The 23,546-nt window shown below is 61.6% G+C and carries 19 protein-coding genes; 6 read left to right on the top strand and 13 right to left on the bottom strand.

Annotated features, from left to right (window positions below; all coding sequences use genetic code 11):
* Positions 1-16: 16 nt before the first annotated feature.
* The 8 genes from tldD to mreB all read right to left on the bottom strand — a co-directional run bounded on the left by tldD (position 17) and on the right by mreB (position 11,370).
* Positions 17-1,459 carry a metalloprotease TldD gene (gene tldD, locus ABTV87_RS04355; RefSeq protein ID WP_007953601.1) on the bottom strand — a complete coding sequence of 481 codons (1,443 nt, stop codon included), beginning with the start codon at positions 1,457-1,459 and terminating at the stop codon, positions 17-19.
* A gap of 5 nt (positions 1,460-1,464) precedes the next feature.
* Positions 1,465-2,325, bottom strand: coding sequence for a carbon-nitrogen hydrolase family protein (locus ABTV87_RS04350; RefSeq protein WP_433899042.1), 861 nt, complete (start codon positions 2,323-2,325; stop codon positions 1,465-1,467).
* Between the two features lie 58 nt (positions 2,326-2,383).
* Positions 2,384-6,187: a YhdP family protein gene (locus ABTV87_RS04345; protein ID WP_433899041.1), complete on the bottom strand. Its 3,804-nt coding sequence runs from the start codon at positions 6,185-6,187 to the stop codon at positions 2,384-2,386.
* A gap of 75 nt (positions 6,188-6,262) precedes the next feature.
* Positions 6,263-7,720: a ribonuclease G gene (gene rng / locus ABTV87_RS04340; RefSeq protein WP_007953605.1), complete on the bottom strand. Its 1,458-nt coding sequence runs from the start codon at positions 7,718-7,720 to the stop codon at positions 6,263-6,265.
* A 57-nt stretch (positions 7,721-7,777) separates the two neighbouring features.
* Positions 7,778-8,374: a Maf family protein gene (locus tag ABTV87_RS04335; RefSeq protein WP_085608074.1), complete on the bottom strand. Its 597-nt coding sequence runs from the start codon at positions 8,372-8,374 to the stop codon at positions 7,778-7,780.
* 202 nt (positions 8,375-8,576) lie between these two features.
* On the bottom strand, positions 8,577-9,068 hold the full coding sequence (mreD, locus tag ABTV87_RS04330; protein ID WP_007953608.1) for a rod shape-determining protein MreD: 492 nt from the start codon (positions 9,066-9,068) through the stop codon (positions 8,577-8,579).
* Positions 9,068-10,156: a rod shape-determining protein MreC gene (mreC, locus tag ABTV87_RS04325; RefSeq protein WP_240664978.1), complete on the bottom strand. Its 1,089-nt coding sequence runs from the start codon at positions 10,154-10,156 to the stop codon at positions 9,068-9,070. Before mreC ends, mreD begins: the two co-directional genes overlap by 1 nt.
* A gap of 176 nt (positions 10,157-10,332) precedes the next feature.
* Complete coding sequence (mreB, locus tag ABTV87_RS04320; protein ID WP_002555108.1) at positions 10,333-11,370, bottom strand: rod shape-determining protein MreB; 1,038 nt, start codon at positions 11,368-11,370, stop codon at positions 10,333-10,335.
* A gap of 211 nt (positions 11,371-11,581) precedes the next feature.
* Between mreB and gatC the strand changes: the two genes are divergently transcribed.
* The 6 genes from gatC to ABTV87_RS04290 all read left to right on the top strand — a co-directional run bounded on the left by gatC (position 11,582) and on the right by ABTV87_RS04290 (position 16,802).
* The gene (gene gatC, locus ABTV87_RS04315) at positions 11,582-11,869 is read left to right on the top strand and encodes an Asp-tRNA(Asn)/Glu-tRNA(Gln) amidotransferase subunit GatC (protein WP_007953612.1); all 288 of its coding nucleotides are present in this window, start codon (positions 11,582-11,584) and stop codon (positions 11,867-11,869) included.
* Between the two features lie 16 nt (positions 11,870-11,885).
* Positions 11,886-13,337: an Asp-tRNA(Asn)/Glu-tRNA(Gln) amidotransferase subunit GatA gene (gatA, locus tag ABTV87_RS04310; protein ID WP_221533394.1), complete on the top strand. Its 1,452-nt coding sequence runs from the start codon at positions 11,886-11,888 to the stop codon at positions 13,335-13,337.
* 10 nt (positions 13,338-13,347) lie between these two features.
* Complete coding sequence (gene gatB, locus ABTV87_RS04305) at positions 13,348-14,793, top strand: Asp-tRNA(Asn)/Glu-tRNA(Gln) amidotransferase subunit GatB (RefSeq protein ID WP_102686864.1); 1,446 nt, start codon at positions 13,348-13,350, stop codon at positions 14,791-14,793.
* Between the two features lie 149 nt (positions 14,794-14,942).
* Positions 14,943-15,317, top strand: a complete 375-nt coding sequence (locus ABTV87_RS04300; RefSeq protein ID WP_201819026.1) for a septal ring lytic transglycosylase RlpA family protein — start codon at positions 14,943-14,945, stop codon at positions 15,315-15,317.
* A 46-nt stretch (positions 15,318-15,363) separates the two neighbouring features.
* A complete protein-coding gene (locus ABTV87_RS04295; RefSeq protein WP_433899040.1) occupies positions 15,364-16,425 on the top strand; it encodes a calcium/sodium antiporter in 1,062 nt (353 codons plus the stop codon).
* Positions 16,422-16,802, top strand: a complete 381-nt coding sequence (locus ABTV87_RS04290; RefSeq protein ID WP_007953619.1) for a carboxymuconolactone decarboxylase family protein — start codon at positions 16,422-16,424, stop codon at positions 16,800-16,802. Before ABTV87_RS04295 ends, ABTV87_RS04290 begins: the two co-directional genes overlap by 4 nt.
* 9 nt (positions 16,803-16,811) lie before the next feature.
* Here ABTV87_RS04290 and ABTV87_RS04285 read toward each other — a convergent pair whose 3' ends face one another.
* The 5 genes from ABTV87_RS04285 to kdgD all read right to left on the bottom strand — a co-directional run bounded on the left by ABTV87_RS04285 (position 16,812) and on the right by kdgD (position 23,371).
* Complete coding sequence (locus ABTV87_RS04285; protein WP_007953620.1) at positions 16,812-17,753, bottom strand: AEC family transporter; 942 nt, start codon at positions 17,751-17,753, stop codon at positions 16,812-16,814.
* A gap of 179 nt (positions 17,754-17,932) precedes the next feature.
* Positions 17,933-19,486, bottom strand: a complete 1,554-nt coding sequence (garD, locus tag ABTV87_RS04280) for a galactarate dehydratase (protein WP_433899039.1) — start codon at positions 19,484-19,486, stop codon at positions 17,933-17,935.
* An 11-nt stretch (positions 19,487-19,497) separates the two neighbouring features.
* Positions 19,498-20,859, bottom strand: a complete 1,362-nt coding sequence (locus ABTV87_RS04275; protein WP_221534373.1) for an MFS transporter — start codon at positions 20,857-20,859, stop codon at positions 19,498-19,500.
* A 99-nt stretch (positions 20,860-20,958) separates the two neighbouring features.
* Positions 20,959-22,398 carry an aldehyde dehydrogenase family protein gene (locus ABTV87_RS04270; protein ID WP_221534374.1) on the bottom strand — a complete coding sequence of 480 codons (1,440 nt, stop codon included), beginning with the start codon at positions 22,396-22,398 and terminating at the stop codon, positions 20,959-20,961.
* Positions 22,399-22,459: 61 nt separating this feature from the next.
* Positions 22,460-23,371, bottom strand: a complete 912-nt coding sequence (kdgD, locus tag ABTV87_RS04265) for a 5-dehydro-4-deoxyglucarate dehydratase (protein ID WP_007953624.1) — start codon at positions 23,369-23,371, stop codon at positions 22,460-22,462.
* Between the last annotated feature and the right edge of the window lie 175 nt (positions 23,372-23,546).

Genomic DNA, 23,546 nt, shown 5'->3' with positions numbered 1-23,546 from the left:
GAAGCTCCATCCCTTCTTACGCGCCCGTGCCACCCACGGTGATCGCATCGATTTTCAGGGTCGGCTGACCGACACCCACCGGCACCGACTGCCCGTCCTTGCCGCAAGTCCCCACACCGCTGTCCAGCGCCAGGTCGTTACCGACCATCGACACCCGGCTCATCGCTTCCGGACCGTTGCCGATCAACGTTGCGCCTTTGACCGGCGCAGTGATCTTGCCGTCTTCGATCAGATAAGCCTCGCTGGTGGAGAACACGAACTTGCCGCTGGTGATGTCGACCTGACCGCCGCCGAGGTTGGCGCAGTAGATGCCCTTTTTCACCGAGGCGATGATTTCCGCCGGATCGCTCTGGCCGCCGAGCATGTAAGTGTTGGTCATCCGAGGCATCGGCAAGTGTGCGTAGGATTCGCGACGACCGTTGCCTGTGCGGGCCACGCCCATCAGCCGCGCATTGAGCTTGTCCTGCATGTAACCCTTGAGCACGCCGTTTTCGATCAGCGTAGTGCACTCGGTCGGGGTGCCTTCGTCGTCGACGCTCAGGGAACCGCGACGACCGCTCAGGGTGCCGTCATCGACGATAGTGCAAAGCTTGGATGCAACCATTTCGCCCATGCGACCGCTGTAGGCGGAACTGCCCTTGCGATTGAAATCGCCTTCCAGACCGTGGCCGACCGCTTCGTGCAGCAGCACGCCGGACCAGCCCGAACCCAGAACAACCGGCAAGGTGCCGGCCGGTGCCGGAATCGCTTCCAGATTCACCAGCGCCTGACGCAGCGCTTCACGGGCATAACCCATGGCGCGGTCTTCAGCGAGGAAATAACGGTAGTCGGTACGCCCGCCGCCGCCATGGCCACCACGCTCGCGACGGCCGTTCTGCTCGACGATTACGCTGACGTTGAAGCGCACCAGCGGACGCACATCGGCAGCCAGGCCACCGTCGGTCGAAGCTACCAGAATCCGTTCCCAGACCCCGGCCATGCTTACGCTGACCTGTTGGATACGCGGATCGAGGGCGCGGGTCGCAACGTCGATGCGCTTGAGCAGTTCGACTTTTTCAGCGCGGCTCAGGACTTCCAGCGGGTTATCCGGCGCGTACAACTGGGCAACGTCCTGGGTACTGAACGCCTGCACCGTGCCGTTCTGCCCGGCGCGGGAAATCGAACGGGCCGCACGGGCCGCTGCGCCGAGGGCTTCGAGGGTGATCGCGTTGCTGTAGGCGAAACCGGTTTTCTCACCGGACTGCGCCCGCACGCCGACACCCTGGTCGAGGTTGAAACTGCCTTCCTTGACGATGCCGTCTTCCAGCGACCAGGACTCGGAAATCTGCCCCTGGAAATACAGGTCGGCCGCATCGATGCCTGGACCCGCCAGATCACCGAGCACGCCTTGCAGGCTCTCGATCGTCACGCCGCCGGGCGCCAACAGGTGATCACTGACTGAGGACAACAACTCGCTCATAGGTTTTACGCCTTAAATTCGTGTTCTGAAGCAGGTCGCTGTGCGCCCTGCGAAAAAAACCGCCGATGACCCGTCACCGGCATTCGCGCCCGGATGGACGCTTGTTCATTGCTGTCGCGTTCGGCCAGCAACACGGCTTCGCCTTGTTCCTGCTGCGCCAGCACGCGGCCCCACGGGTCGACAATCGCCCCGTGGCCAAAGGTTTCACGCGGCCCCGGATGCGTCCCGCCCTGGGCTGCCGCCAGCACGTAACACTGGGTTTCAATGGCCCGCGCGCGGATCAGTACATCCCAGTGCGCCGCCCCCGTCACTGCGGTGAAGGCCGACGGTGCGGTAATCAGTTCAGCCCCGGCTGCGCGCAATTCGCTGTACAGCTCCGGGAAGCGCAGGTCGTAACACACTGTCAGGCCCAATCGCCCCACAGGCGTGTCTGCGACCACCACGCCACTGCCATAAGCATAGTCATCGGATTCGCGGTAACGGCCGCGATTGTCCGCTACGTCTACATCGAACAGGTGCAACTTGTCATAGCGTGCAACGATTTCGCCCTGATCGTTCACCAAGAGCGAGCAGGCATGGGACTTGGCCTCGGGCTGCCCCTCCGGCGGTAACGGCAAGGTGCCGGCCACAATCCATAACCTGAGGTCGCGGGCGGTCTGTTTCAACCACGGCAGTATCGGGCCTTCGCCGAGCGCTTCGGCGCGGCCGATATCGGCGATGTCGCGACGGCCCATGGCGGCGAAGTTTTCCGGCAGCACGGCCAGCTTCGCACCGGCGCTGGCTGCTTGTTCGAGCAAACGTCGGGCATCGCGCAGATTGGCCAGCACATCGCTCTGGCTGACCATTTGAATCACCGCTAAAGACATGGCGCACTCCGCAAGAGGTATGCGGCCATGCTACTCCATCGGTTCAGGGGCTGGCTGTTCAAAAAGGCTTGTCGAAGGTGATTTTCGGCTCTTTCCATGGGCCTTTGACGGTGTATTTGACGCTGGCGAACCGCGCCACGCGATCGCCGATCAGCTTGTCGATCAGGAACAATGCACCGCCGACTGCCGGCGCGCCGACAATCAGCGCGGCAATTGGCAGGTTGTTGGTCACCGGCAAAGTCACCAGCAATTTGGCATCCACCTTGTCGCCCACCAGATCCAGCGTGCCGTCCAGTTCCAGGTTGCTCGAAGGACCGGTCAACTTGATCGGTTCTTTCGTCACATAAACGCCGTTGGTCGCCTCCAGCAATCCCTTGACCCGGTCATAGCTGAGGCCCTTGCCGAACAGGTCGGAGAAGTCGAGGCGCAAACGCCGGCCAATCGAGTTGAAGTTGAGCAGACCAAACACGCGCAATGCCTGAGCGCCGCCCTCCACTTCAACAAATTGGCCTTTGTTGAGGGACGCATCGAGGGTGCCGGAGAAGCGCTTGGTCGCCAGCCACGCCGGCGAGCCCGGCCAGCGGCCGTCGACATCCATGTGGAATTCTTCGCTGGTGACGCTCGGTGCAAAACCCCAGCCCTTGAGCACATCGGCGAGGTTCTTGCCGCCGATCCGCCCCTTGTACCAACTGGTCGTGGCACCGGGTGTGCCTTCCCAGCCGCCGCTGCCCTGCAGGAGGATGCCCTTGAGGCCCAGATCGAGGTTGTTCAGGGCGATGCCCTTGGCGGTCGGCCGAACCTTGAGCGACCAGCCGCCGACCAGATCCTGGCCCTGGAACAATTGATTGATCGTGATATCCAGCGCCGGAATTTTGCTCGGATCGACCGAGGCCAGCGGATCCGGCGCGTTCTCGTCGGCCTGCACCGTCGGGTCCGGTGCCGGCAACCGCACGTATTGCAGGTTCACCGCAATCGGCGCGCCCTTGGCGTCGGGAATGCCGGCCGTGCCTTTGGCCTGCTGACTGTCGAGGGCCAGAGCCCAGGCGCCGGGCTTGCGATTGACCTGCACTGCCGCCTGATCCAGCGTGGTGCCGAAGGCCGTGAGCTTGCCGATCTTGAAGTCCGCGCTGCTGAGCAACTGCTTGGCGTTGCCGCCCGGGTCCTGACCAGCATACTTGTCCAGCAGATCCTGCCAGGGTTTGACGTCCAGCTCGGACAACACGCCGCGTATCCGCAGGCCTTTGTTACCCGGCAATACGGCTTCGCCAGCGCCGAGGAACAACTCGCCCCGGCCATCGGCAAAATTGCCCGGTGGCGCAGCGAAGGTGAAGTTGGCCAGTTGATCGTAATTGACCCAGTAACGCCGCTCCTGTCCCTGCAAGGTCATGCGGAACACCGTGTCACGCCCGACATCGGCCGCCATGCCGAACGGCGCCGGCAGATCCACCGCCACGCCCTTCAGACTGGAGCTGACCATCAATTGACTGTCGGCGCCGTCCAGATTCACCTGCAACTGGTAAGGGATGGTTCCGGACACCGGCAACGGCTGAGTCACGCCCAGCCAGTCGGTGAGCTTCTTGACTTCGACCTGCCCCGACGCTGCCACTCTTGTCTTGAGCTTGCCGGGGCCGCCGTCGGCGAAGATCTGCGCAGTGACCGGTTTGTCGAAGGCCCGGGCACTGATGTTCTGCCCGCTCAGGCCCTTGGCGCTGTCGAAGCGGAAATCGCCCTTGAGCTGGCTCAGTTCGAGCTTCGGCTCCGCCAGCTTCAATCGCGCATTGGCGGTTTTGAAGTCGACGAGGATTTTCGGCTGATCGCCCTTGGCCAACGGCACATCGAGTTTGAGCTTGCCTTGCAGATCACCGTCGCCTTCCCAGCCGGCGAAGGTGTCGGCGGTGCCGATCGGCGCCTCCTGAAGAATCTTCAGGCCATCGCCCAAGCCACCCGCGAAGGTGCCGTCGAGGAACATATGGCTGTGCTCGCCGCTCGGCACATGGGGGATATTGACGAAGACATCGCTGACCTGGGTGTCGAGCAACTGCCCCTTGCTGGCCAGAATCCGCACGCCGCTGTCTTCGATAAAAACGTCACCGCTGACCTTGCTCACGTGCGGCCAGCCCGGCTGGAACGCCAGCTCGGCGTCGTGCACCTTGAAGAACAGACTGATGCTGCGATCCGCTTCCCCGGCGTTCTTGTTCAGCGAGCCCTGATACTGGAAGAAGCCTTGATCCACCGCGCCCTTGAGAATCGCCGTGCGCAGCCATTCGTCGAGGGCCGGGCTCAGGACTTCCGGCAGGTACTTGGCGGTGTAACGACCGTCGCCGTCCACCAGGCCGACCCGCAGGTCCATGTAGTCTTCCTGGCTGTGATCGAAATGCAGGCGGATCAGAAAGTCGCCGGCAATCTTGCCTTCCTCGCCGAGCACCTTCAGGTACGGTGCGATCAGGGTGAAACCTTCTTTATCGAGCTTCCAGGTCAACCGCGCGTTGGCCTGAATGTATTGCCACGGCTTGGCGAAAATCGGATCGAGGTGCAGGACGAAATCCTTGCTGTCCATACGCAGCTCGCCGCCGCCGAGGTTGCCGCTGAGACTGCCGCTGACATTCCGCGCGGCCGGCGCGCCGTGATAGGCGTCGAAACCGACCTGGTCAAGGTTGGCGGCGAAGCCAAATTTGCTGTCATCGGTGGCGTTCGGCCGGAAATCCAGCAGCACGTTACGCAGCCCGCCGGTCACTTTCAGGCGCTCGACCACGGTCGCGAAGCCTTGGGGTAACGGGCCGAGGGCATTGAGCAAAGGGGTGATTGGCGTCAGGTCGAGCCGATCGGCCTGCAGATGCCAGAGTTCTTCGTTCTTGTCGGTGGCGGCAGTCTGTTTGATCTGCACATGCGATTCCCAACGGGTTTCGCCGAAATTCATCGCCAGCGAATCAAGCGTGACAGTGGCCCCCTCGGGACCGCGCTGGAAGTAGCCATTGAGCGCCAGATTGTTGATCTGGATCGGCTTGCGTTCGGCGTAGGCACCGGTCAGTTGCGGCGCGTTGAGACGAATCGCAGCACTCTGCAACGCCCCCTCGCGCCAGTTGACCCACAGCTCGCCACCGGCCTTGATCTCGGAGAAATTCCATTGCTGGGTCACGCGCTCGGGCAGCCATTTCGACCAGTCGCTCTGCGGCAGGCTGACGTAACCTTCCACTTCGCTGCCCTGCCACTGACTCGGACGAATCCGCGTGCGCAGGCTCAGCGCCACGGGCTGGCCGTCAGGCAGTGTCAGTCGTGCATCGAGGCGCTGACGGCTGGTGCCGGTCTTGAGATTGAGGCCGACATACGTGAGGGTTAGCGGTGCCTGTTCCCGCGGTTGCAAGGTCACCTGACTGTCGAGCACCGACAGTTGCTGAATCATTTGCATGCGGTTGAACAGTTGCTCGGGATCCATGGGCTGATCCTGCTGCACCGGCAAGCCTTCCAGCGCCCACTTTCCGTCTTCGCCTTCCTTGAGGCTGATCTTCAGACCGTTGAGTTCAAGGTGGGCGATGCGCACTTCGCGGGCCATCAGGCTGGCCCACAGATCCGGCACCGCACGCACCCGATCCAGGCGCAAGGCATTGGCGCCGCTGCCGACCATCACGTCATGGGCCAGCAGGATCGGCGCGAATCCACTCCAGTTGCCTTCCAGCTCGCCGATCTGCAGCGGCATGCCCAAGGCGGCACTGGCCTTGTCTTCGATATCGGTGCGGTATTCGGCCACCAGTGGCGTGAGTTCCCGGCCGAGACTGACGTACAACGCCATCAATACCAGAACCAACGCGCACAGGCCCAGACCCCAGCGGGTCAGTGCGGCCAAAATGCGTGTCAGACGTTCCATGTCAGTTGGCTCCCATGGCAAAAATACTGCAAAAAGCTGAGGCCAGCCGTTTCAGGAAAAGGGTGACGCAGGGGTTCAGAGCAGCACCACGTCATATTGTTCCTGGGAATACATGGTTTCTACCTGGAAGCGTATGGTGCGCCCGATGAAACCTTCAAGTTCGGCCACGTTACCGGACTCTTCATCGAGCAGGCGATCCACCACTTTCTGGTTCGCCAGCACCCGATAACCCTCGGCCTGATAGGCCCGGGCTTCACGCAGGATCTCGCGGAAAATCTCGTAGCAAATGGTTTCCGGGGTTTTCAGCTTGCCCCGGCCCTGACAACTGCTGCACGGTTCGCACAGCACCTGCTCGAGGCTTTCGCGGGTGCGCTTGCGCGTCATCTGCACCAGGCCCAACTCGGTGATGCCGATGATGTTGGTCTTGGCGTGATCGCGCTCCAGTTGTTTCTCCAGGGTACGCAGCACCTGACGCTGGTGCTCTTCGTCTTCCATGTCGATGAAGTCGATGATGATGATCCCGCCCAGATTGCGCAGGCGCATCTGCCGGGCAATCGCGGTCGCGGCTTCGAGGTTGGTCTTGAAGATGGTTTCTTCGAGGTTGCGATGACCGACGAACGCACCGGTGTTCACATCGATGGTGGTCATGGCTTCCGCCGGATCGATCACCAGATAGCCGCCGGACTTCAGCGGTACCTTGCGTTCCAGGGCTTTCTGGATTTCGTCTTCGACGCCATACAGGTCGAAAATCGGTCGTTCACCCGGGTAGTGTTCCAGACGGTCGGCGATTTCCGGCATCAGTTCGGCGACGAACTGCGTGGTTTTCTGGAAGGTTTCCCGGGAGTCGATACGGATTTTCTCGATCTTCGGGCTGACCAGATCGCGCAGGGTGCGCAGCGCCAGGCCTAAGTCTTCGTAGATCACGCTCGGTGCACCGATGGTTTTGATCTGTTCGTTGATCTGATCCCACAGGCGGCGCAGGTAGCGGATGTCCATCAGGATCTCATCGGCCCCGGCACCTTCGGCGGCGGTACGCAAAATGAAGCCGCCAGCCTCCTTGATGCCTTCTTTGGCCACGCAATCGCTGACCACCTGCTTGAGGCGTTCGCGCTCGGCTTCGTCTTCGATCTTCAGGGAAATACCGACGTGGGCGGTGCGTGGCATGTACACCAGATAGCGCGACGGGATCGACAGTTGCGTGGTCAGCCGCGCACCTTTGGAACCGATCGGATCCTTGGTGACCTGCACCACCAGGCTCTGGCCTTCGTGCACCAGAGCGCTGATGCTTTCTACCGCCGGGCCTTCGCGCAGGGAGATTTCCGAAGCATGAATGAAGGCTGCGCGATCCAGACCGATGTCGACGAATGCCGCCTGCATGCCCGGCAGGACTCGCACCACCTTGCCTTTATAGATGTTGCCGACGATCCCGCGTTTTTGCGTACGCTCGACGTGCACTTCTTGCAGCACACCGTTTTCGACCACCGCCACGCGCGATTCCATCGGCGTGATGTTGATCAGAATCTCTTCACTCATGGCAGGGTCTCGTTCAGGCATGTTCACGATAATGGCCGCATCTTGTCCGTTCGACGCTTATTGCGCGTTCAGGGTTTGCCAACAGGGTATGCCGAAATGGCCGAGCAGTTCTGCGCTTTCGCACACCGGCAAGCCGACGACCGCCGAGTAACTGCCATTGAGGCCGGCGACGAACACCGCGCCGAGCCCCTGAATGCCGTAGCCACCCGCCTTGTCCCGGGGTTCGCCGCTGGCCCAGTAGGCGGCGGCTTCTTCGCGACTGATCGACCGGAACCGCACCAGACTGCGCACCACCCGCGACTCGCAGCGCTCGCCGTCGAGCACGGCAATTGCTGTCAGCACTTCATGCTCCTTGCCGGACAACATCATCAGCATGGCGCATGCGTCGGCTTCGTCCACCGGTTTGCCAAGAATTTTGCCGTCCAGCACCACAGCGGTGTCGGCGCCCAGTACGCAAAACGCTACGTCGCAAACGACGGTGCGCCGCCCGGCCTCGGCCTTGCCGCGCGCCAGGCGCTCGACGTAGGCCGATGGGGATTCATTGGCGAGAGGGGTTTCATCGATATCCGCGCTGATGGCGGTAAACGGAATGCCGATCTGCGTGAGCAACTCACGCCGACGCGGCGACCCTGAGGCGAGGTAAAGCTTTTCCATCAAGACATCTCCCTGTTTGGTGCCCTGCCTCACAAATGCTGTTCCCTTTGGTCGGCGTCTGGTGTTGCCATACTGCGTTGCCGTTCCTCGCCATAGCACGCTATGACTCGTCACGGCGCCTTGTCTGGCAACAACAGCCACTCGCCCAAAAAGAACTTCATTTGCGAGGCAAGGCACTGGTTTGGGCAAATGCCTGACCGAATCAGTTGATTTTGTAGCGCCGGCGCAATCCACGCAAAGCGAAGCTGACCCATGGCCAGAGCAAGGCACTGACCAGTGCCGGCAGTACCAACGCGAGGGTCGGCTGACGGTTGCCGGTCAAGGCACTGAGCCAAAGCTGTACGAGCTGGGCGAGGCCGAAGATCACCAGGACGACCAGGCTCTGCTGCCACATCGGGAACATTCGCAGGCGTTGCTGCAACGACAGCACCAGGAACGTGATCAGTGTCAGGATCAAGGCATTCTGACCGAGCAGATCGCCCTGCAGCACGTCTTCGGCCAGCCCCAGGCAGAAGGCCGTGACCATGCCGACGGTGTGCGGCAGATACAACGCCCAGAAAGTCAGGAGCAAGGCCAGCCACAGCGGGCGCAGGATTTCCATGAAAATGGGCAATGGCGACACACTGAGCAGAATGCCGACGATAAACGTCAGCCATACAATCCAGCCGTTACGCGATGCGGTAGCCCCGACCATTATTCTTGCCTCCCGGTGGTCGCCGGCGCAGTGACTGGCGGTTTGGCCGCTGGTCGAGCCGCCGGCTGATTCGCCGGCGGTTTGCTGGCCGCTGGTGTGGCTGCAGGCGGTTTGCTTGCAGCGGGTTTGGCCGGCGTGGTGCTGGCGGCAGGCGCAGCCGGCGGCGTCGCCGTGGCTGGAGTTGCTGCTGCGGCAGGCGGGGTAACGATTTTCGGTACCGTGGACGGAATCACCGGACCACCACCAAAGGCATCAAGGTTTTCCTGAGCCTGCGCGGCATCATTGGCACGTTCTTCGGCGGTGCGGTTGTCACTGAATACCAGCAGCAGGTAACGGCTGCGGTTCAGTGCGGCGGTCGGCACGGCGCGAACAATGGCGAATGGCTGGCCGGAATCGTGGATCACTTCCTTGACCGTCGCCACCGGATAACCAGCCGGGAAACGCTGACCGAGTCCGGAGCTGACCAGCAGATCGCCTTCCTTGACGTCGGCAGTGTCCGCCACGTGGCGCAGTTCCAGACGCTCGGGGTTACCGGTGCCGCTGGCAATCGCCCGCAGACCGTTACGGTTCACCTGCACAGGAATGCTGTGGGTCGAGTCGGTCAGCAGCAACACACGAGAGGTGTACGGCATCAGTTCGACCACCTGCCCCATCAGGCCGCGAGCATCGAGCACCGGCTGACCGAGCACCACGCCATCACGCTCACCTTTATTGATGATGATGCGATGGGTGAAGGGGTTGGGGTCCATGCCGATCAGCTCGGCCACTTCGACCTTCTCGTTGACCAGCGCGGAAGAATTGAGCAACTCTCGCAGACGGACGTTCTGCTCGGTGAGGGCGGCAAGCTTCTGCATGCGACCCTGCAACAGCAGGTTCTCCGACTTGAGTTTTTCATTTTCGGCGACGAGCTCGGTGCGACTGCCGAACTGGCTGGCGATACCTTCCCACAACCGTCCGGGCAGGTCAGTGATCCAGTAGGCGTCCATCAGCACCAGCGAGGCCTGGCTGCGTACGGGTTTAAGCAGGCTGAAGCGCGCGTCAACGACCATCAGCGCGACCGACAGTACGGCCAGCACCAACAAGCGCACGCCCAGTGAGGGGCCCTTGGCGAAAAGCGGTTTAATAAGCCGCTCCTCCCAGGCAAATGTTCTGTTTATTCATACGGCATCAAACCGGCCTGGATGAAGACTGACAGAAGATAAACGCCAACAGGCAGCACTGCAAAGTGCTGCCTGTGCGCTCACCCACGTATTGCACCCGGCGATTATTCGCTGGAGAGCAGGTCCATGGTGTGCTTGTCCATCATTTCCAATGCACGGCCACCGCCGCGAGCGACGCAGGTCAGCGGATCTTCGGCAACGATCACCGGCAGACCGGTTTCCTGGGCCAGCAGCTTGTCGAGGTCACGCAGCAGCGCGCCACCACCGGTCAGCACAAGGCCACGCTCGGCGATGTCGGAAGCCAGTTCCGGCGGCGATTGCTCCAGGGCGCTTTTCACGGCCTGAACGATGGTTGCCAGGGACTCTTGCAGAGCTTCCAGCACTTCGTTGGAGTTCAGGGTGAATGCGCGCGGAACGCCTTCGGCCAGGTTGCGACCGCGAACGTCGACTTCGCGAACTTCGCCGCCCGGGTAGGCCGTACCGATTTCCTGCTTGATGCGCTCGGCGGTGGATTCGCCGATCAGGCTGCCGTAGTTGCGGCGCACGTAGGTGATGATCGCTTCGTCGAAGCGGTCGCCGCCAACGCGTACGGATTCGGCATAGACCACACCGTTCAGGGAGATCAGCGCGATTTCGGTAGTACCACCACCGATATCCACGACCATCGAGCCGCGTGCTTCTTCAACCGGCAGGCCGGCACCGATCGCAGCGGCCATCGGCTCTTCGATCAGGAACACTTCACGGGCACCGGCACCAAGGGCCGATTCACGGATGGCACGACGCTCAACCTGGGTGGATTTGCATGGAACGCAGATCAGCACACGAGGGCTGGGCTGCAGAAAGCTGTTTTCGTGAACCTTGTTAATAAAGTATTGCAGCATCTTTTCGCAGACGCTGAAGTCGGCGATCACGCCGTCCTTCATCGGACGAATGGCAGCAATGTTGCCCGGCGTACGGCCGAGCATGCGCTTGGCCTCGGTGCCGACAGCGACGACACTTTTCTGGTTACCGTGTGTCCGAATGGCCACAACCGATGGCTCATTCAGGACGATACCGCGCTCGCGCACGTAAATAAGGGTGTTGGCAGTGCCCAGGTCAATGGAAAGATCGCTGGAAAACATGCCACGCAGTTTCTTGAACATGGGAAAGGGACCCTAGGCAACGCGTGGGTAAAAAAGTGCGGCAAACTCTAACAACGACAGGGATTTTGGGCAAGGCGCCAATATGTTAAATTGGCCGCTTTTCTGTGCACCAAGCCCCACAATCGCGGCCTTATGACCGTAGAAGTGCGGTAGTGTTCCGACAATCTAACACACGGACGCCGTCCGTCCTGTTTTCCACTGGAGAAACCCGATGGCGCTAGAACGCTCCGACGTGGAAAAAATCGCTCATCTGGCCAGCCTTGGCCTGAATGACGCCGATCTTCCACACATCACTTCGGCCCTCAACAGCATTCTCGGGCTGGTCGACGAAATGCAGGCGGTCAATACCGACGGTATCGAGCCGCTGGCCCACCCGCTGGAAGCCAGTCAGCGCCTGCGCGCCGACGTCGTGACCGAAAGCAATAACCGCGAGGCTTATCAGTCCATCGCACCAGCGGTCGAAAACGGCCTGTACCTGGTTCCGAAAGTCATCGACTAAAGGGAAAGAGCCTGCAATGCATCAATTGACTCTGGCCGAGATCGCCCGCGGTCTCGCCGATAAAAAGTTTTCTTCCGAAGAGCTGACCAAAGTCCTGCTGGCGCGCATTACCCAGCTCGATCCGCAGCTCAACAGTTTCATCAGCCTCACCGAAGAGCTGGCCCTCGAGCAGGCGAAAGCCGCCGACGTGCGCCGGGCCAATGGTGAGAGCGGCGCGCTGCTGGGTGCGCCGATCGCCCACAAAGACCTGTTCTGCACCCAAGGCATTCGCACCAGCTGCGGCTCGAAGATGCTCGACAACTTCAAGGCTCCGTACGACGCCACCGTGGTGTCGAAGCTGGCCGCCGCCGGCACCGTGACTCTGGGCAAGACCAACATGGACGAATTCGCCATGGGTTCGGCCAACGAGTCGAGCTGGTACGGCGCGGTGAAAAACCCGTGGAACCTGGAACACGTACCGGGCGGTTCGTCCGGTGGTTCGGCGGCGGCGGTTGCCGCTCGTCTGTTACCAGCCGCAACGGCCACCGACACCGGTGGTTCGATCCGTCAGCCGGCCGCGTTCACCAACCTCACAGGCCTGAAACCGACCTACGGTCGCGTGTCGCGCTGGGGCATGATCGCTTACGCCTCCAGCCTCGATCAGGGCGGCCCACTGGCTCGCACTGCCGAAGACTGCGCGATTTTGTTGCAAGGCATGGCCGGCTTCGATCCGAACGACTCCACCAGCATCGATGAACCGGTGCCGGACTACGCCGCCGGTCTGAACGGTTCGCTGCAAGGCCTGCGCATCGGCGTGCCGAAGGAATACTTCGGCGCCGGTCTTGACCCGCGCATCGCCGACCTGATCCAGAACAGCATCAAAGAGCTGCAGAAGCTCGGTGCCGTGATCAAGGAAATCAGCCTGCCGAACATGCAGCACGCGATTCCTGCGTACTACGTGATCGCCCCGGCAGAAGCCTCCTCCAACCTCTCGCGTTTTGACGGCGTGCGCTTCGGCCACCGCTGCGAAGATCCGAAGAACCTGGAAGACCTGTACAAGCGCTCCCGTGGCGAAGGCTTTGGTGCCGAAGTGCAGCGCCGGATCATGGTCGGTGCCTACGCACTGTCCGCCGGTTACTACGACGCCTACTACCTGAAAGCGCAGAAGATCCGTCGCCTGGTGAAGAACGACTTCATGGCTGCCTTTAATGAAGTCGACATCATCCTCGGCCCGACCACGCCAAACCCGGCCTGGAAACTCGGCGCCAAGAACAGCGACCCGGTCGCTGCCTACCTGGAAGACGTCTACACCATCACCGCCAACCTCGCGGGCCTGCCGGGCCTGTCGATGCCAGCCGGTTTTGTCGATGGTCTGCCGGTTGGCGTGCAACTGCTCGCTCCGTATTTCCAGGAAGGTCGCCTGTTGAACGTTGCCCACCAGTATCAGTTACACACTGACTGGCACACCCGCACCCCAACCGGCTTCTGAGGAGACACACATGCAATGGGAAGTCGTGATCGGGCTGGAGATTCACACCCAGCTCACCACCCGGTCGAAAATCTTTTCCGGTAGTTCCACCACGTTCGGCTCCGAGCCGAACACCCAGGCCAGCCTGATCGACCTGGGCATGCCCGGCGTGTTGCCGGTGCTGAACCAGGAAGCGGTGCGCATGGCGGTGATGTTCGGTCTGGCGATTGACGCCGAGATCGGTCAGCACAACGTGTTCGCGCGTAAAAACTATTTCTACCCGGATCTGCCGAAGGGCTACCAGATCAGCCAGATGGAATTGCCGATCGTCGGCAAGGGCCACCTGGACATCGCGCTGGAAGACGGCACGGTCAAACGCGTCGGCATTACCCGCGCGCACCTGGAAGAAGACGCCGGCAAGAGCCTGCACGAGGAATTCAGCGGTGCCACCGGCATCGACCTGAACCGTGCCGGCACGCCGCTGCTGGAAATCGTTTCCGAGCCTGACATGCGCAGCGCCAAGGAAGCCGTGGCTTACGTCAAGGCGATCCACGCGCTGGTACGTTACCTGGGCATCTGCGACGGCAACATGGCCGAAGGCTCGCTGCGTTGCGACTGCAACGTGTCGATCCGTCCGAAAGGCCAGGTTGAATTCGGCACCCGCTGCGAGATCAAGAACGTCAACTCGTTCCGTTTCATCGAGAAGGCGATCAACTCCGAAATCCAGCGTCAGATCGACCTGATCGAAGACGGCGGCAAAGTGATCCAGCAGACCCGTCTGTACGATCCGAACAAGGACGAAACCCGTCCGATGCGCAGCAAAGAGGAAGCCAACGACTACCGTTACTTCCCCGATCCGGACCTGCTGCCGGTGGTCATCGAGGACTCGTTCCTTAATGACGTGCGCGCCACCCTGCCGGAACTACCACCGCAAAAACGCGAGCGCTTCCAGAGTGCTTTCGGTCTGTCGGCCTACGACGCCAACGTGCTGGCTACCAGCCGTGAGCAGGCGGATTACTTCGAGAAAGTCGCAGCCATCGGCGGCGACGCCAAACTGGCGGCGAACTGGGTGATGGTCGAGTTGGGCAGCCTGCTCAACAAGCAGAACCTGGACATCGAGGATTCGCCGGTTTCGGCCGAGCAACTGGGCGGCATGCTGCAGCGCATCAAGGACAACACCATCTCCGGCAAGATCGCCAAGGTGGTGTTCGAAGCGATGGCCAACGGCGAAGGCAGCGCAGACGAGATCATCGAAAAGCGCGGCCTGAAGCAGGTTACCGACACCGGTGCGATTTCGGCGGTGCTGGACGAAATGCTCGCGGCCAACGCCGAGCAGGTCGAGCAATACCGCGCGGCAGACGAAGCCAAGCGCGGCAAGATGTTCGGCTTCTTCGTCGGCCAGGCCATGAAAGCCTCCAAAGGCAAGGCCAACCCGCAGCAAGTGAACGAACTGCTGAAAAGCAAGCTCGAAGGCTGACCACAATGGAGCCAGATCCAAAGCCTGGCTCCATTCCCTGTGGGAGCGGGCTTGCTCGCGAAAGCGGCGTAACAGTCAGCAGATATGTTGAATGTGAGTCCCCCTTCGCGAGCAAGCCCGCTCCCACATTGTTATTTGGGAGCTTTTGAATGAAACGTCTGCTCGGCGCCTGCGCCCTGCTCTCTTTGCTGGCCGGTTGCGCCAGCACCGATGTCATCGACCCGCACGGTTACGACCAGACCGGCGTCGCCTCCTATTACGGTGCCAAGCACCACGGTAAACGCACCGCCAGCGGCGAAGCGTTCAACCAGAATTCCCTGACCGCCGCCCACCGCCAGTTGCCGTTCGGCACGCGGGTGAAGGTCACCAACCTGAAAAACGATGAATCCGTCGTGGTCCGCATCAACGACCGCGGCCCGCACACCCGTGGCCGCCTGATCGATGTTTCACGTGCGGCGGCCGAACAGCTCGGTATGCTGCGCAGTGGAACCGCACGGGTCAGGATCCAGGCCCTCGACGACTGATGGAGCGTCCACCATTTTCGGACTGACCGACTTACCCCTGATCAGCGTGATCGAATTGCTCAGCGGGCTGTTCCTGCTGATCGCCGGCGCCGAGCTGATGGTGCGCGCCGCGGTGCGCCTGGCCGCGCGCCTGCATGTACGACCGCTGATCATCGGCCTGACCATCGTCGGCCTCGGCAGCAGCGCCCCGCAAATGGCCGTCAGCCTGCAAGCCGTGCAGGCGCACACGCCGGACATCGCCGTCAGCAGCGTGATCGGCAGCAGCATTTTCAACATTCTTGTCACCCTCGGCCTGTCGGCGCTGATCATTCCGCTGCGGGTGTCGCGGCAACTGGTGCGTCTCGACATCCCGTTGATGATCGGCGCCAGCCTGCTGGTGTTCGTGCTGGCGTGGAATGAAGAGCTCGGGCGCTTCGACGGCATTCTGTTGCTCGGTGCCCTGACGCTTTACCTCGGATTGTTGCTGCGCCAGTCGCGGCACTCGGCCCGCCCGCATTCCGATCAACCGCATGATCCGCAGGCGCCGTGGTTCACCAGCCTGCTGATGATTGTCGGCGGTCTGGGCATGCTGGTGTTCGCCGGGCACTTGCTGCTGGGTGCAGCCGTGGTCGTCGCCACTGACCTGGGATTCTCCGAACGGGTGATCGGCCTGACCGTGGTCGCGGTCGGCACCTCGCTGCCGGAGCTCGCCACCTCACTGATCGCAGCGCTGCGCGGTCAGCGGGACATTGCAGTCGGCAACGTGATCGGCGCCAACCTGTTCAACCTGCTCGGGGTGCTGGGCCTCACCGCACTGATCGCGCCGACGCCGTTGTCGGTCTCGCCGAACGCGCTGGATTTCGACCTGCCGGTGATGCTCGGCGTCGCTGCGCTGTGCCTGCCGGTGTTCTATTCCGGTTATCGCGTGACACGGGCCGAAGGTTTGCTGCTGTTGGGTTTGTATCTGGCGTACGGGCTGCATGTGGTGTCGTTCACCACCGGCATGCCACTGGCCGGCAAACTCGAGCGATTGATGCTGTTTTATGTACTGCCGACGCTGCTGACGTTTCTGTTTTTCACGTCCGTGCGCGCCTGGCGCCGCCAACACCACAAGAAGGATGTGCCATGACCGAATCGAAGAAATCCGGGGTTGAAGTCCGCCGTCAGGTAATGGGCGACGCGTTTGTCGACCGCGCGCTGGGCAACGCTACCGAGTTCACCCAACCGTTGCAGGATTTCGTCAACGAACACGCCTGGGGCGGCGTGTGGAATCGCGAAGGTCTGCCACTGAAGACCCGCAGCCTGATCACCCTCGCCGCATTGACAGCACTGAAGTGCCCGCAGGAATTGAAAGGTCACGTGCGCGGTGCGTTGAACAATGGCTGCACGATCGATGAGATCCGCGAAGCGCTGCTGCATTGCGCGGTGTATGCCGGCGTGCCGGCGGCGATCGATGCGTTCCGCGCGGCGCAGGAAGTGATCGACAGTTACCAGAAGCCCGAGTAACCGCCGGCCCTAGATCCACCCGCCCCATTGCAAGAAAAAGATCCCGATGTTGGTGGTGATCGCCGCCATCAACGTGGTCAGCACGATGATCGCCGCCGCCAGTTCATGATTGCCCTGGGCCGCACGGGCCATGACAAAACTGGCGGCGGCGGTCGGGCTGCCGAAGTACAGAAACAGAATCCCCAGCTCCGCCCCGCGAAAGCCCCACAGCCATGCGCCCAGCGTGGCGATCACCGGCAGGCCGACCATCTTCACCAGACTCGAACTGAGCGCCATGTTGCCGCTCTTGCGCAGTGCCGCCAGCGACAGCGTGCCGCCAATGCAAATCAGGGCCAGCGGCAACGTGGTCTGCGCCAGGTACTGACCGGAGGTTTCCAGCCAGCCCGGCAGACCGATCTTGAAATAAGCGAACGGCGCTGCCGCGATCACGCTGATGATCAATGGATTGCTGACCACGCTTTTGCAGATGCTCCACGGGTCGGACTTGATCACCGGGCTGTAGACCGCCAACACGATGGTCGACAGGGTGTTGTAGAAGAGGATCACCAGCGCCGCGAGAATCGCCCCGAGGGAAATCCCGTAGTCGCCATACATGCTCGCCGCCAGCGCCAGGCCGATCACCCCGTTGTTGCCGCGAAACGCGCCCTGGGTGTAGATACCGCGATCTTCACGCGGACAACGGAAAATCGCCCAGCCCCAGGCCACGGCAAAACTGACCAGCGTGGCCAGTGCGAAATAGATCAGCAGCGCCGGTTGCAGCGCGGCGTGCAGGTCAGCGTGCAGAATGCCGAGAAACAGCAGCGCCGGCATGGTGACGTTGAACACCAGCGACGATGCCGTGTGGATGAAGTTGTCGTTGATCCAGTCGATGCGCTTGAGCAGCACACCGAGAAACAGCATGGCAAACACCGGCGCGGTGATGTTCAGGGTTTCGAGGAAAATTGCCAGCATGCCGGGGAGCCTTGGAGGTGAGCGTCGTTAGGGGGCTAATGATAAGCCACTTTCACCCTGATCGTTCCCACGCTCTGCGTGGTAACGTCTCCTGTGACGCTCCGCGTCACGCTGTTGGGACGCGGAGCGTCCCCGGCTGCATTCCCACGCGGAGCGTGGGAACGATCAACGGGGTGGTCTCAGGTGATAGGCGCCGGATTGAACAACGTAATGTCGTTATGCAGCTTGTGCTTCTCCGCCCACGTCTGCTGCTTGCCGCTCGCCACATCCAGGTAGTAGTGGAACAACTCCCAGCCCAGTTCCTCGATGGACGCACGCCCGGTAGCAATCCGCCCGGCATCGATGTCGATCAGATCCGGCCAGCGCTGCGCCAGCTCCGTACGGGTCGAAACCTTCACCACCGGCGCCATGGCCAAGCCGTAAGGCGTGCCACGACCGGTAGTGAACACATGCAGGTTCATCCCCGCCGCCAGTTGCAACGTACCGCAGACGAAATCACTCGCCGGCGTTGCACAGAAAATCAAACCCTTCTGCTTGAACCGCTCACCCGGGCCGAGCACACCGCTGATCGCGCTGCTACCGGACTTCACGATCGAGCCCAACGACTTCTCGACAATGTTCGACAACCCGCCCTTCTTGTTGCCCGGCGTGGTGTTGGCGCTGCGATCCGCTTCACCCTTGGCCAGATAACGGTCGTACCAGTCCATCTCGCGCACCAGTTCCTCGGCAACGGTTTTGGACTGCGCCCGTGAAGTCAGCAGGTAAATCGCATCGCGCACTTCGGTGACTTCGGAAAACATCACCGTCGCGCCCGCCCGCAGCAGCAAGTCCGAGGCGTAACCCAGCGCGGGGTTGGCGGTAATGCCGGAAAACGCATCGCTGCCACCGCACTGCATGCCGAGGATCAGCTCGGACGCCGGCACGGTTTCCCGTCGGCGTTGGTCGAGTTTCTTCAGCCGGACCTCGGCCAGTTCCATGATCTGCTCGATCATCTCGGTGAAACCGTGACTGGAATCCTGCAAGCGATACAGCCACGGCTCGCTCAGATCTACAGAAGCATCGTCCTCGTGCATCACCTGCCCGGCCTGCAATTTCTCGCAGCCCAGACCGATGACCAGCGCCTCGCCACCGAGGTTCGGGTTGCGCGCCAGATTGCGCACGGTGCGGATCGGGATGTAGGCGTCGGTGGCCGTGATGGCCACGCCGCAACCATAACTGTGGGTCAGCGCCACCACGTCATCGACGTGCGGGTACCTGGGCAAGAGCTCATCCTTGATCCGCTTCACTGCGTGATCCAGCACCCCGGTGACGCATTGCACGGTGGTGGTGATCCCGAGGATGTTGCGCGTGCCGACGGTGCCGTCGGCATTGCGATAACCCTCGAACGTGAAGCCTTCCAGCGGTGCCTGCGCGGCCGGCACATCGGTGGACAGCGGCAGGCTGTCCAGCGGCGGCGCAGTCGGCATGCGCAGTTGATCTTCCCTGACCCAACTGCCACGGGGAATCGGCTGCAACGCGTAGCCGATGATCTGGCCATAGCGAATCACCGTGCCGCCCTCGGGGATGTCCACGAGGCTGACCTTGTGACTCTGCGGTACAAAATCCACCGTCACCAGGCCATCGGCAAATGCGGTGCCCGCCGGTACGCCTTGGTCGTTGACCACTACCACTACGTTGTCCCGCTCGTGCAGGCGGATGTAGCGCGGCGAGTCGGAATGTTCAATCAACTGCATGACGCCGCTCCTCAGGAATGCGCTTGAGACAACTTACCAGCCGCTTCGGAACCGCCATTGGTTGGCGGCTCTTTCAAAACCACACGCTTGATCGGGCCGACGATCACCAGATAGCTGAACACCGCCACCAGCGCGTTGGCGCCGACGAACACCAGCGCCCATTTGAACGAACCGGTGGAGCTGATGATGTAGCCGATGACGATCGGGGTGGTGATCGAGGCGATGTTGCCGAAGGTGTTGAACAGGCCGCCACTCAGACCGGCGATCTGTTTCGGCGAGGTGTCGGACACCACCGCCCAGCCCAGCGCGCCCACGCCTTTGCCGAAGAACGCCAGGGCCATGAAGCCGACCACCATCCATTCAACGTCGACATAGTTGCAGGCCACGATGCTGCTCGAAACCAGCAGACCGGCAATGATCGGCGCCTTGCGGGCGAAGGTCAGCGAATGGCCCTTGCGCAGCAGGTAATCGGAAATCACCCCGCCGAGGACACCGCCGATAAAGCCGCAGATCGCCGGCAACGAGGCAATGAAACCGGCCTTGAGGATGGTCATGCCGCGATCTTGCACCAGGTACACCGGGAACCAGGTCAGGAAGAAATAAGTGATGCCGTTGATGCAGTACTGGCCCAGGTACACGCCGAGCATCATGCGGTTGGTCAGCAACTGGCGGATGTAATCCCATTTCGGCCCGTCGGATTTTTTGCCTTTCTGGTCCATGTCGACCATGCCGCCGTTGTCAGCGATGTGCTTGAACTCGGCATCGTTGATGCGCGGGTGTTCACGCGGGCTGTAGATCACTTTCAGCCAGACCAGCGAGAAGATGATGCCGAGGATACCCATGACGATGAACACGTGCTCCCAGCCAAAGGAGAACACGATCCAGCCCATCAGCGGTGCGAACAGCACGGTCGCGAAGTATTGCGCGGAGTTGAAGATCGCCGAAGCGGTACCGCGTTCAGCGGTCGGGAACCATGCCGCGACGATACGGGCGTTGCCGGGGAACGATGGCGCCTCGGCCAGACCGACCAGGAAGCGCAACATGAACAGCGCGACGATGGCCGTGGACATGCCGAACTCACCGACGAAGCCTTGCAGCACGGTGAACAGCGACCAGGTGAAAATGCTCAGGGCATAGACTTTTTTCGAGCCGAAGCGATCGAGCAGCCAGCCGCCGGGAATTTGCCCGGCCACGTAGGCCCAACCGAAAGCAGAGAAGATGTAGCCGAGGGTGACCGCGTCGATGCCGAGGTCTTTTTGCAAACTGGAACCGGCGATCGCGATGGTGGCGCGGTCGGCGTAGTTGATCGTGGTCACCAAAAACAGCATGAGCAGGATCAAATAGCGGACGTGAGTCGGCTTGGACGATTGCATGTAGATGTACTCCCACTGATTATTTTTATGCGGGTAAAACATTCTTTGGTCTTGTGCCGCGCAGGGCCTCAGGCGAAGGCCCGGCGCGGGTGCAGCGATTTACGAACCGATGTAGCTGGTCTTCACGACCGTGTAGAACTCTTGCGCATAGCGGCCTTGCTCACGTGAGCCATAGGATGAACCCTTACGGCCACCGAACGGAACGTGGTAATCGACACCGGCGGTCGGCAGGTTGACCATCACCATCCCGGCCTGGGAATGACGCTTGAAGTGGTTGGCGTACTTCAGCGACGTGGTGGCGATACCCGCCGACAGACCGAATTCGGTGTCATTGGCCATGGCCAGTGCAGCGTCGTAATCGGCTACGCGGACGATGTTGGCCACCGGGCCGAAGATCTCTTCGCGGCTGATGCGCATCGACGCCTCGCTGTCGGCAAACAGGGTCGGCGCGAGGAAGTAACCCTCGGTGTCACAGGTCACCAGACCGCCGCCGCTGACAACACGTGCACCTTCGGACTGACCGATGTCGATGTATTTCAGGTCCTGTTCAAGCTGCGCTTGCGAGACCACCGGACCGATGTCGGTACCGGCCTTCAGCGCGTGGCCGACCTTGATCGACTTCATGCGCTCGGCCATGGCTTCGACGAACTTGTCGTGAATCCCGGCGGTAACGATCAAGCGGCTCGACGCGGTGCAACGCTGGCCGGTGGAGTAGAACGCACTCTGCACCGACAGCTCCACCGCCTGCTTGAGGTCGGCGTCGTCGAGAATGATCTGCGGGTTCTTGCCGCCCATTTCCAGCTGAACCTTGGCCTGGCGCGACACACAGTTGACCGCGATCTGACGGCCCACACCGACGGAGCCGGTGAAGCTGATGCCGTCGACTTTCGGGCTGTTGACCAGCGCTTCACCGACCACGCGGCCACTGCCCATCACCAGGTTGAACACGCCGGCCGGGAAGCCTGCGCGGGAGATGATTTCGGCCAGCGCCCAGGCGCAACCCGGCACCAGATCCGCCGGCTTCAACACCACGCAGTTGCCGTAGGCCAGGGCCGGAGCGATTTTCCACGACGGGATGGCAATCGGGAAGTTCCACGGGGTGATCAAGCCGACCACACCGAGCGCTTCGCGAGTGACTTCAACGTTGACGCCCGGGCGCACCGACGGCACGTAGTCGCCGGACAGACGCAGGCATTCACCGGCGAAGAACTTGAAGATGTTGCCGGCGCGGGTCACTTCGCCGATGGCTTCGGGCAGGGTCTTGCCCTCTTCCCGGGCCAGCAGGGTGCCGAGTTCTTCGCGGCGGGCGAGGATTTCAGTACCGACTTTGTCCAGCGAGTCGTGACGGGCCTGAATGCCCGAAGTCGACCACGCCGGGAACGCGGCGCGCGCGGCGTCGATGGCGGCGTTGACCTGAGCCAGGTCAGCCTTGGCGTAATCGCCGATGGTGTCGCTCAGCTCGGACGGGTTGATGTTGACCGAGTAATCGTTGCCGGCGACCCATTCACCGTTGATGTAGTTGTCATAGCGCTTGGTCACGAATCATTCTCCTGACGCAAAAGGCCGCTGATCGCTCAGCGGCCTTGTTTATAGAGTTGTGTTACTGCGCACCTTGCTTGTCGATCAGCGCGGCGAGCATTTCGTACTCTTCGCGGGTCAGGTCGGTCAGCGGCGCCCGCACCGGGCCTGCGTCATAGCCGGCGATCTTGGCGCCTGCCTTGACGATGCTCACGGCGTAACCGGCCTTGCGGTTGCGGATGTCCAGGTACGGCAGGAAGAAGTCGTCGATGATCTTGCCGACAGTGGCGTGATCTTCGCGGGCAATCGCGTGGTAGAAGTCCATCGCGGTTTTCGGGATGAAGTTGAACACCGCCGACGAGTAGACCGGCACGCCCAGGGCCTTGTAGGCCGCGGCGTAGACTTCGGCGGTCGGCAGACCACCGAGGTAGCTGAAGCGATCGCCGAGACGACGACGGATCGACACCATCAGTTCGATGTCGCCCAGACCGTCCTTGTAACCGATCAGGTTCGGGCAGCGCTCGGCCAAACGTTCCAGCAGCGGCGCGGTCAGGCGGCAGACGTTGCGGTTGTAGACCACCACGCCGATGTTGACCGATTTGCACACCGCTTCAACGTGGGCGGCAACGCCGTCCTGGCTGGCTTCGGTCAGGTAGTGCGGCAGCAGCAACAGACCTTTGGCGCCCAGACGCTCGGCTTCCTGAGCGTATTCGATGGCCTGGCGGGTCGAACCGCCGACACCGGCGAGGATCGGCACGCTGCTGGCGCAGGTGTCGACGGCAGTCTTGATGATTTCCGAGTATTCGCTGGCAGCCAGGGAGAAGAATTCACCGGTGCCACCGGCGGCGAACAGGGCTGAAGCACCGTACGGGGCCAGCCATTCCAGGCGTTTGATGTAGCCAGCGCGGTTGAAATCGCCCTGGGCATTGAAATCGGTCACCGGGAACGACAGCAGGCCGGCGGAGAGGATGGACTTCAGTTCTTGTGGATTCATTATTCGAACACCCTGGTAGCAACGTTTTTTTGTGAGTGGACCGTTCAGCCTTCGCCGAAGTTGTAGGTCATCGTACAACTTAAAAGATAACCGTCAACTGCATTTCATCGCTGGAGGGCATTTTTTGTCGGACAAGATTTCTTTTTGACGTAGGAGATTTCTCGACTAGGCTCGA

It is taken from the genome of Pseudomonas sp. PSE1(2024), from assembly GCF_050990555.1.
GTDB classification, from domain to species: domain Bacteria; phylum Pseudomonadota; class Gammaproteobacteria; order Pseudomonadales; family Pseudomonadaceae; genus Aquipseudomonas; species Aquipseudomonas aphyarum.
The sequence above is the reverse complement of the archived record's forward strand: the minus strand, read 5'-3'. Positions and strand labels throughout refer to the sequence as shown.

What these genes read in the sequence shown, in the direction of transcription:
- mreB (WP_002555108.1), bottom strand. Translation starts at nt 11,370, where the DNA reads ATGTTCAAGAAACTGCGTGGCATGTTTTCCAGCGATCTTTCCATTGAC.
- ABTV87_RS04290 (WP_007953619.1), top strand. Translation starts at nt 16,422, where the DNA reads ATGACCGAATCGAAGAAATCCGGGGTTGAAGTCCGCCGTCAGGTAATG.
- ABTV87_RS04300 (WP_201819026.1), top strand. Translation starts at nt 14,943, where the DNA reads ATGAAACGTCTGCTCGGCGCCTGCGCCCTGCTCTCTTTGCTGGCCGGT.
- ABTV87_RS04275 (WP_221534373.1), bottom strand. Translation starts at nt 20,859, where the DNA reads ATGCAATCGTCCAAGCCGACTCACGTCCGCTATTTGATCCTGCTCATG.
- ABTV87_RS04285 (WP_007953620.1), bottom strand. Translation starts at nt 17,753, where the DNA reads ATGCTGGCAATTTTCCTCGAAACCCTGAACATCACCGCGCCGGTGTTT.
- mreD (WP_007953608.1), bottom strand. Translation starts at nt 9,068, where the DNA reads ATGGTCGGGGCTACCGCATCGCGTAACGGCTGGATTGTATGGCTGACG.
- tldD (WP_007953601.1), bottom strand. Translation starts at nt 1,459, where the DNA reads ATGAGCGAGTTGTTGTCCTCAGTCAGTGATCACCTGTTGGCGCCCGGC.
- gatC (WP_007953612.1), top strand. Translation starts at nt 11,582, where the DNA reads ATGGCGCTAGAACGCTCCGACGTGGAAAAAATCGCTCATCTGGCCAGC.
- ABTV87_RS04345 (WP_433899041.1), bottom strand. Translation starts at nt 6,187, where the DNA reads ATGGAACGTCTGACACGCATTTTGGCCGCACTGACCCGCTGGGGTCTG.
- garD (WP_433899039.1), bottom strand. Translation starts at nt 19,486, where the DNA reads ATGCAGTTGATTGAACATTCCGACTCGCCGCGCTACATCCGCCTGCAC.
- ABTV87_RS04350 (WP_433899042.1), bottom strand. Translation starts at nt 2,325, where the DNA reads ATGTCTTTAGCGGTGATTCAAATGGTCAGCCAGAGCGATGTGCTGGCC.
- gatB (WP_102686864.1), top strand. Translation starts at nt 13,348, where the DNA reads ATGCAATGGGAAGTCGTGATCGGGCTGGAGATTCACACCCAGCTCACC.
- rng (WP_007953605.1), bottom strand. Translation starts at nt 7,720, where the DNA reads ATGAGTGAAGAGATTCTGATCAACATCACGCCGATGGAATCGCGCGTG.
- gatA (WP_221533394.1), top strand. Translation starts at nt 11,886, where the DNA reads ATGCATCAATTGACTCTGGCCGAGATCGCCCGCGGTCTCGCCGATAAA.
- ABTV87_RS04335 (WP_085608074.1), bottom strand. Translation starts at nt 8,374, where the DNA reads ATGGAAAAGCTTTACCTCGCCTCAGGGTCGCCGCGTCGGCGTGAGTTG.
- kdgD (WP_007953624.1), bottom strand. Translation starts at nt 23,371, where the DNA reads ATGAATCCACAAGAACTGAAGTCCATCCTCTCCGCCGGCCTGCTGTCG.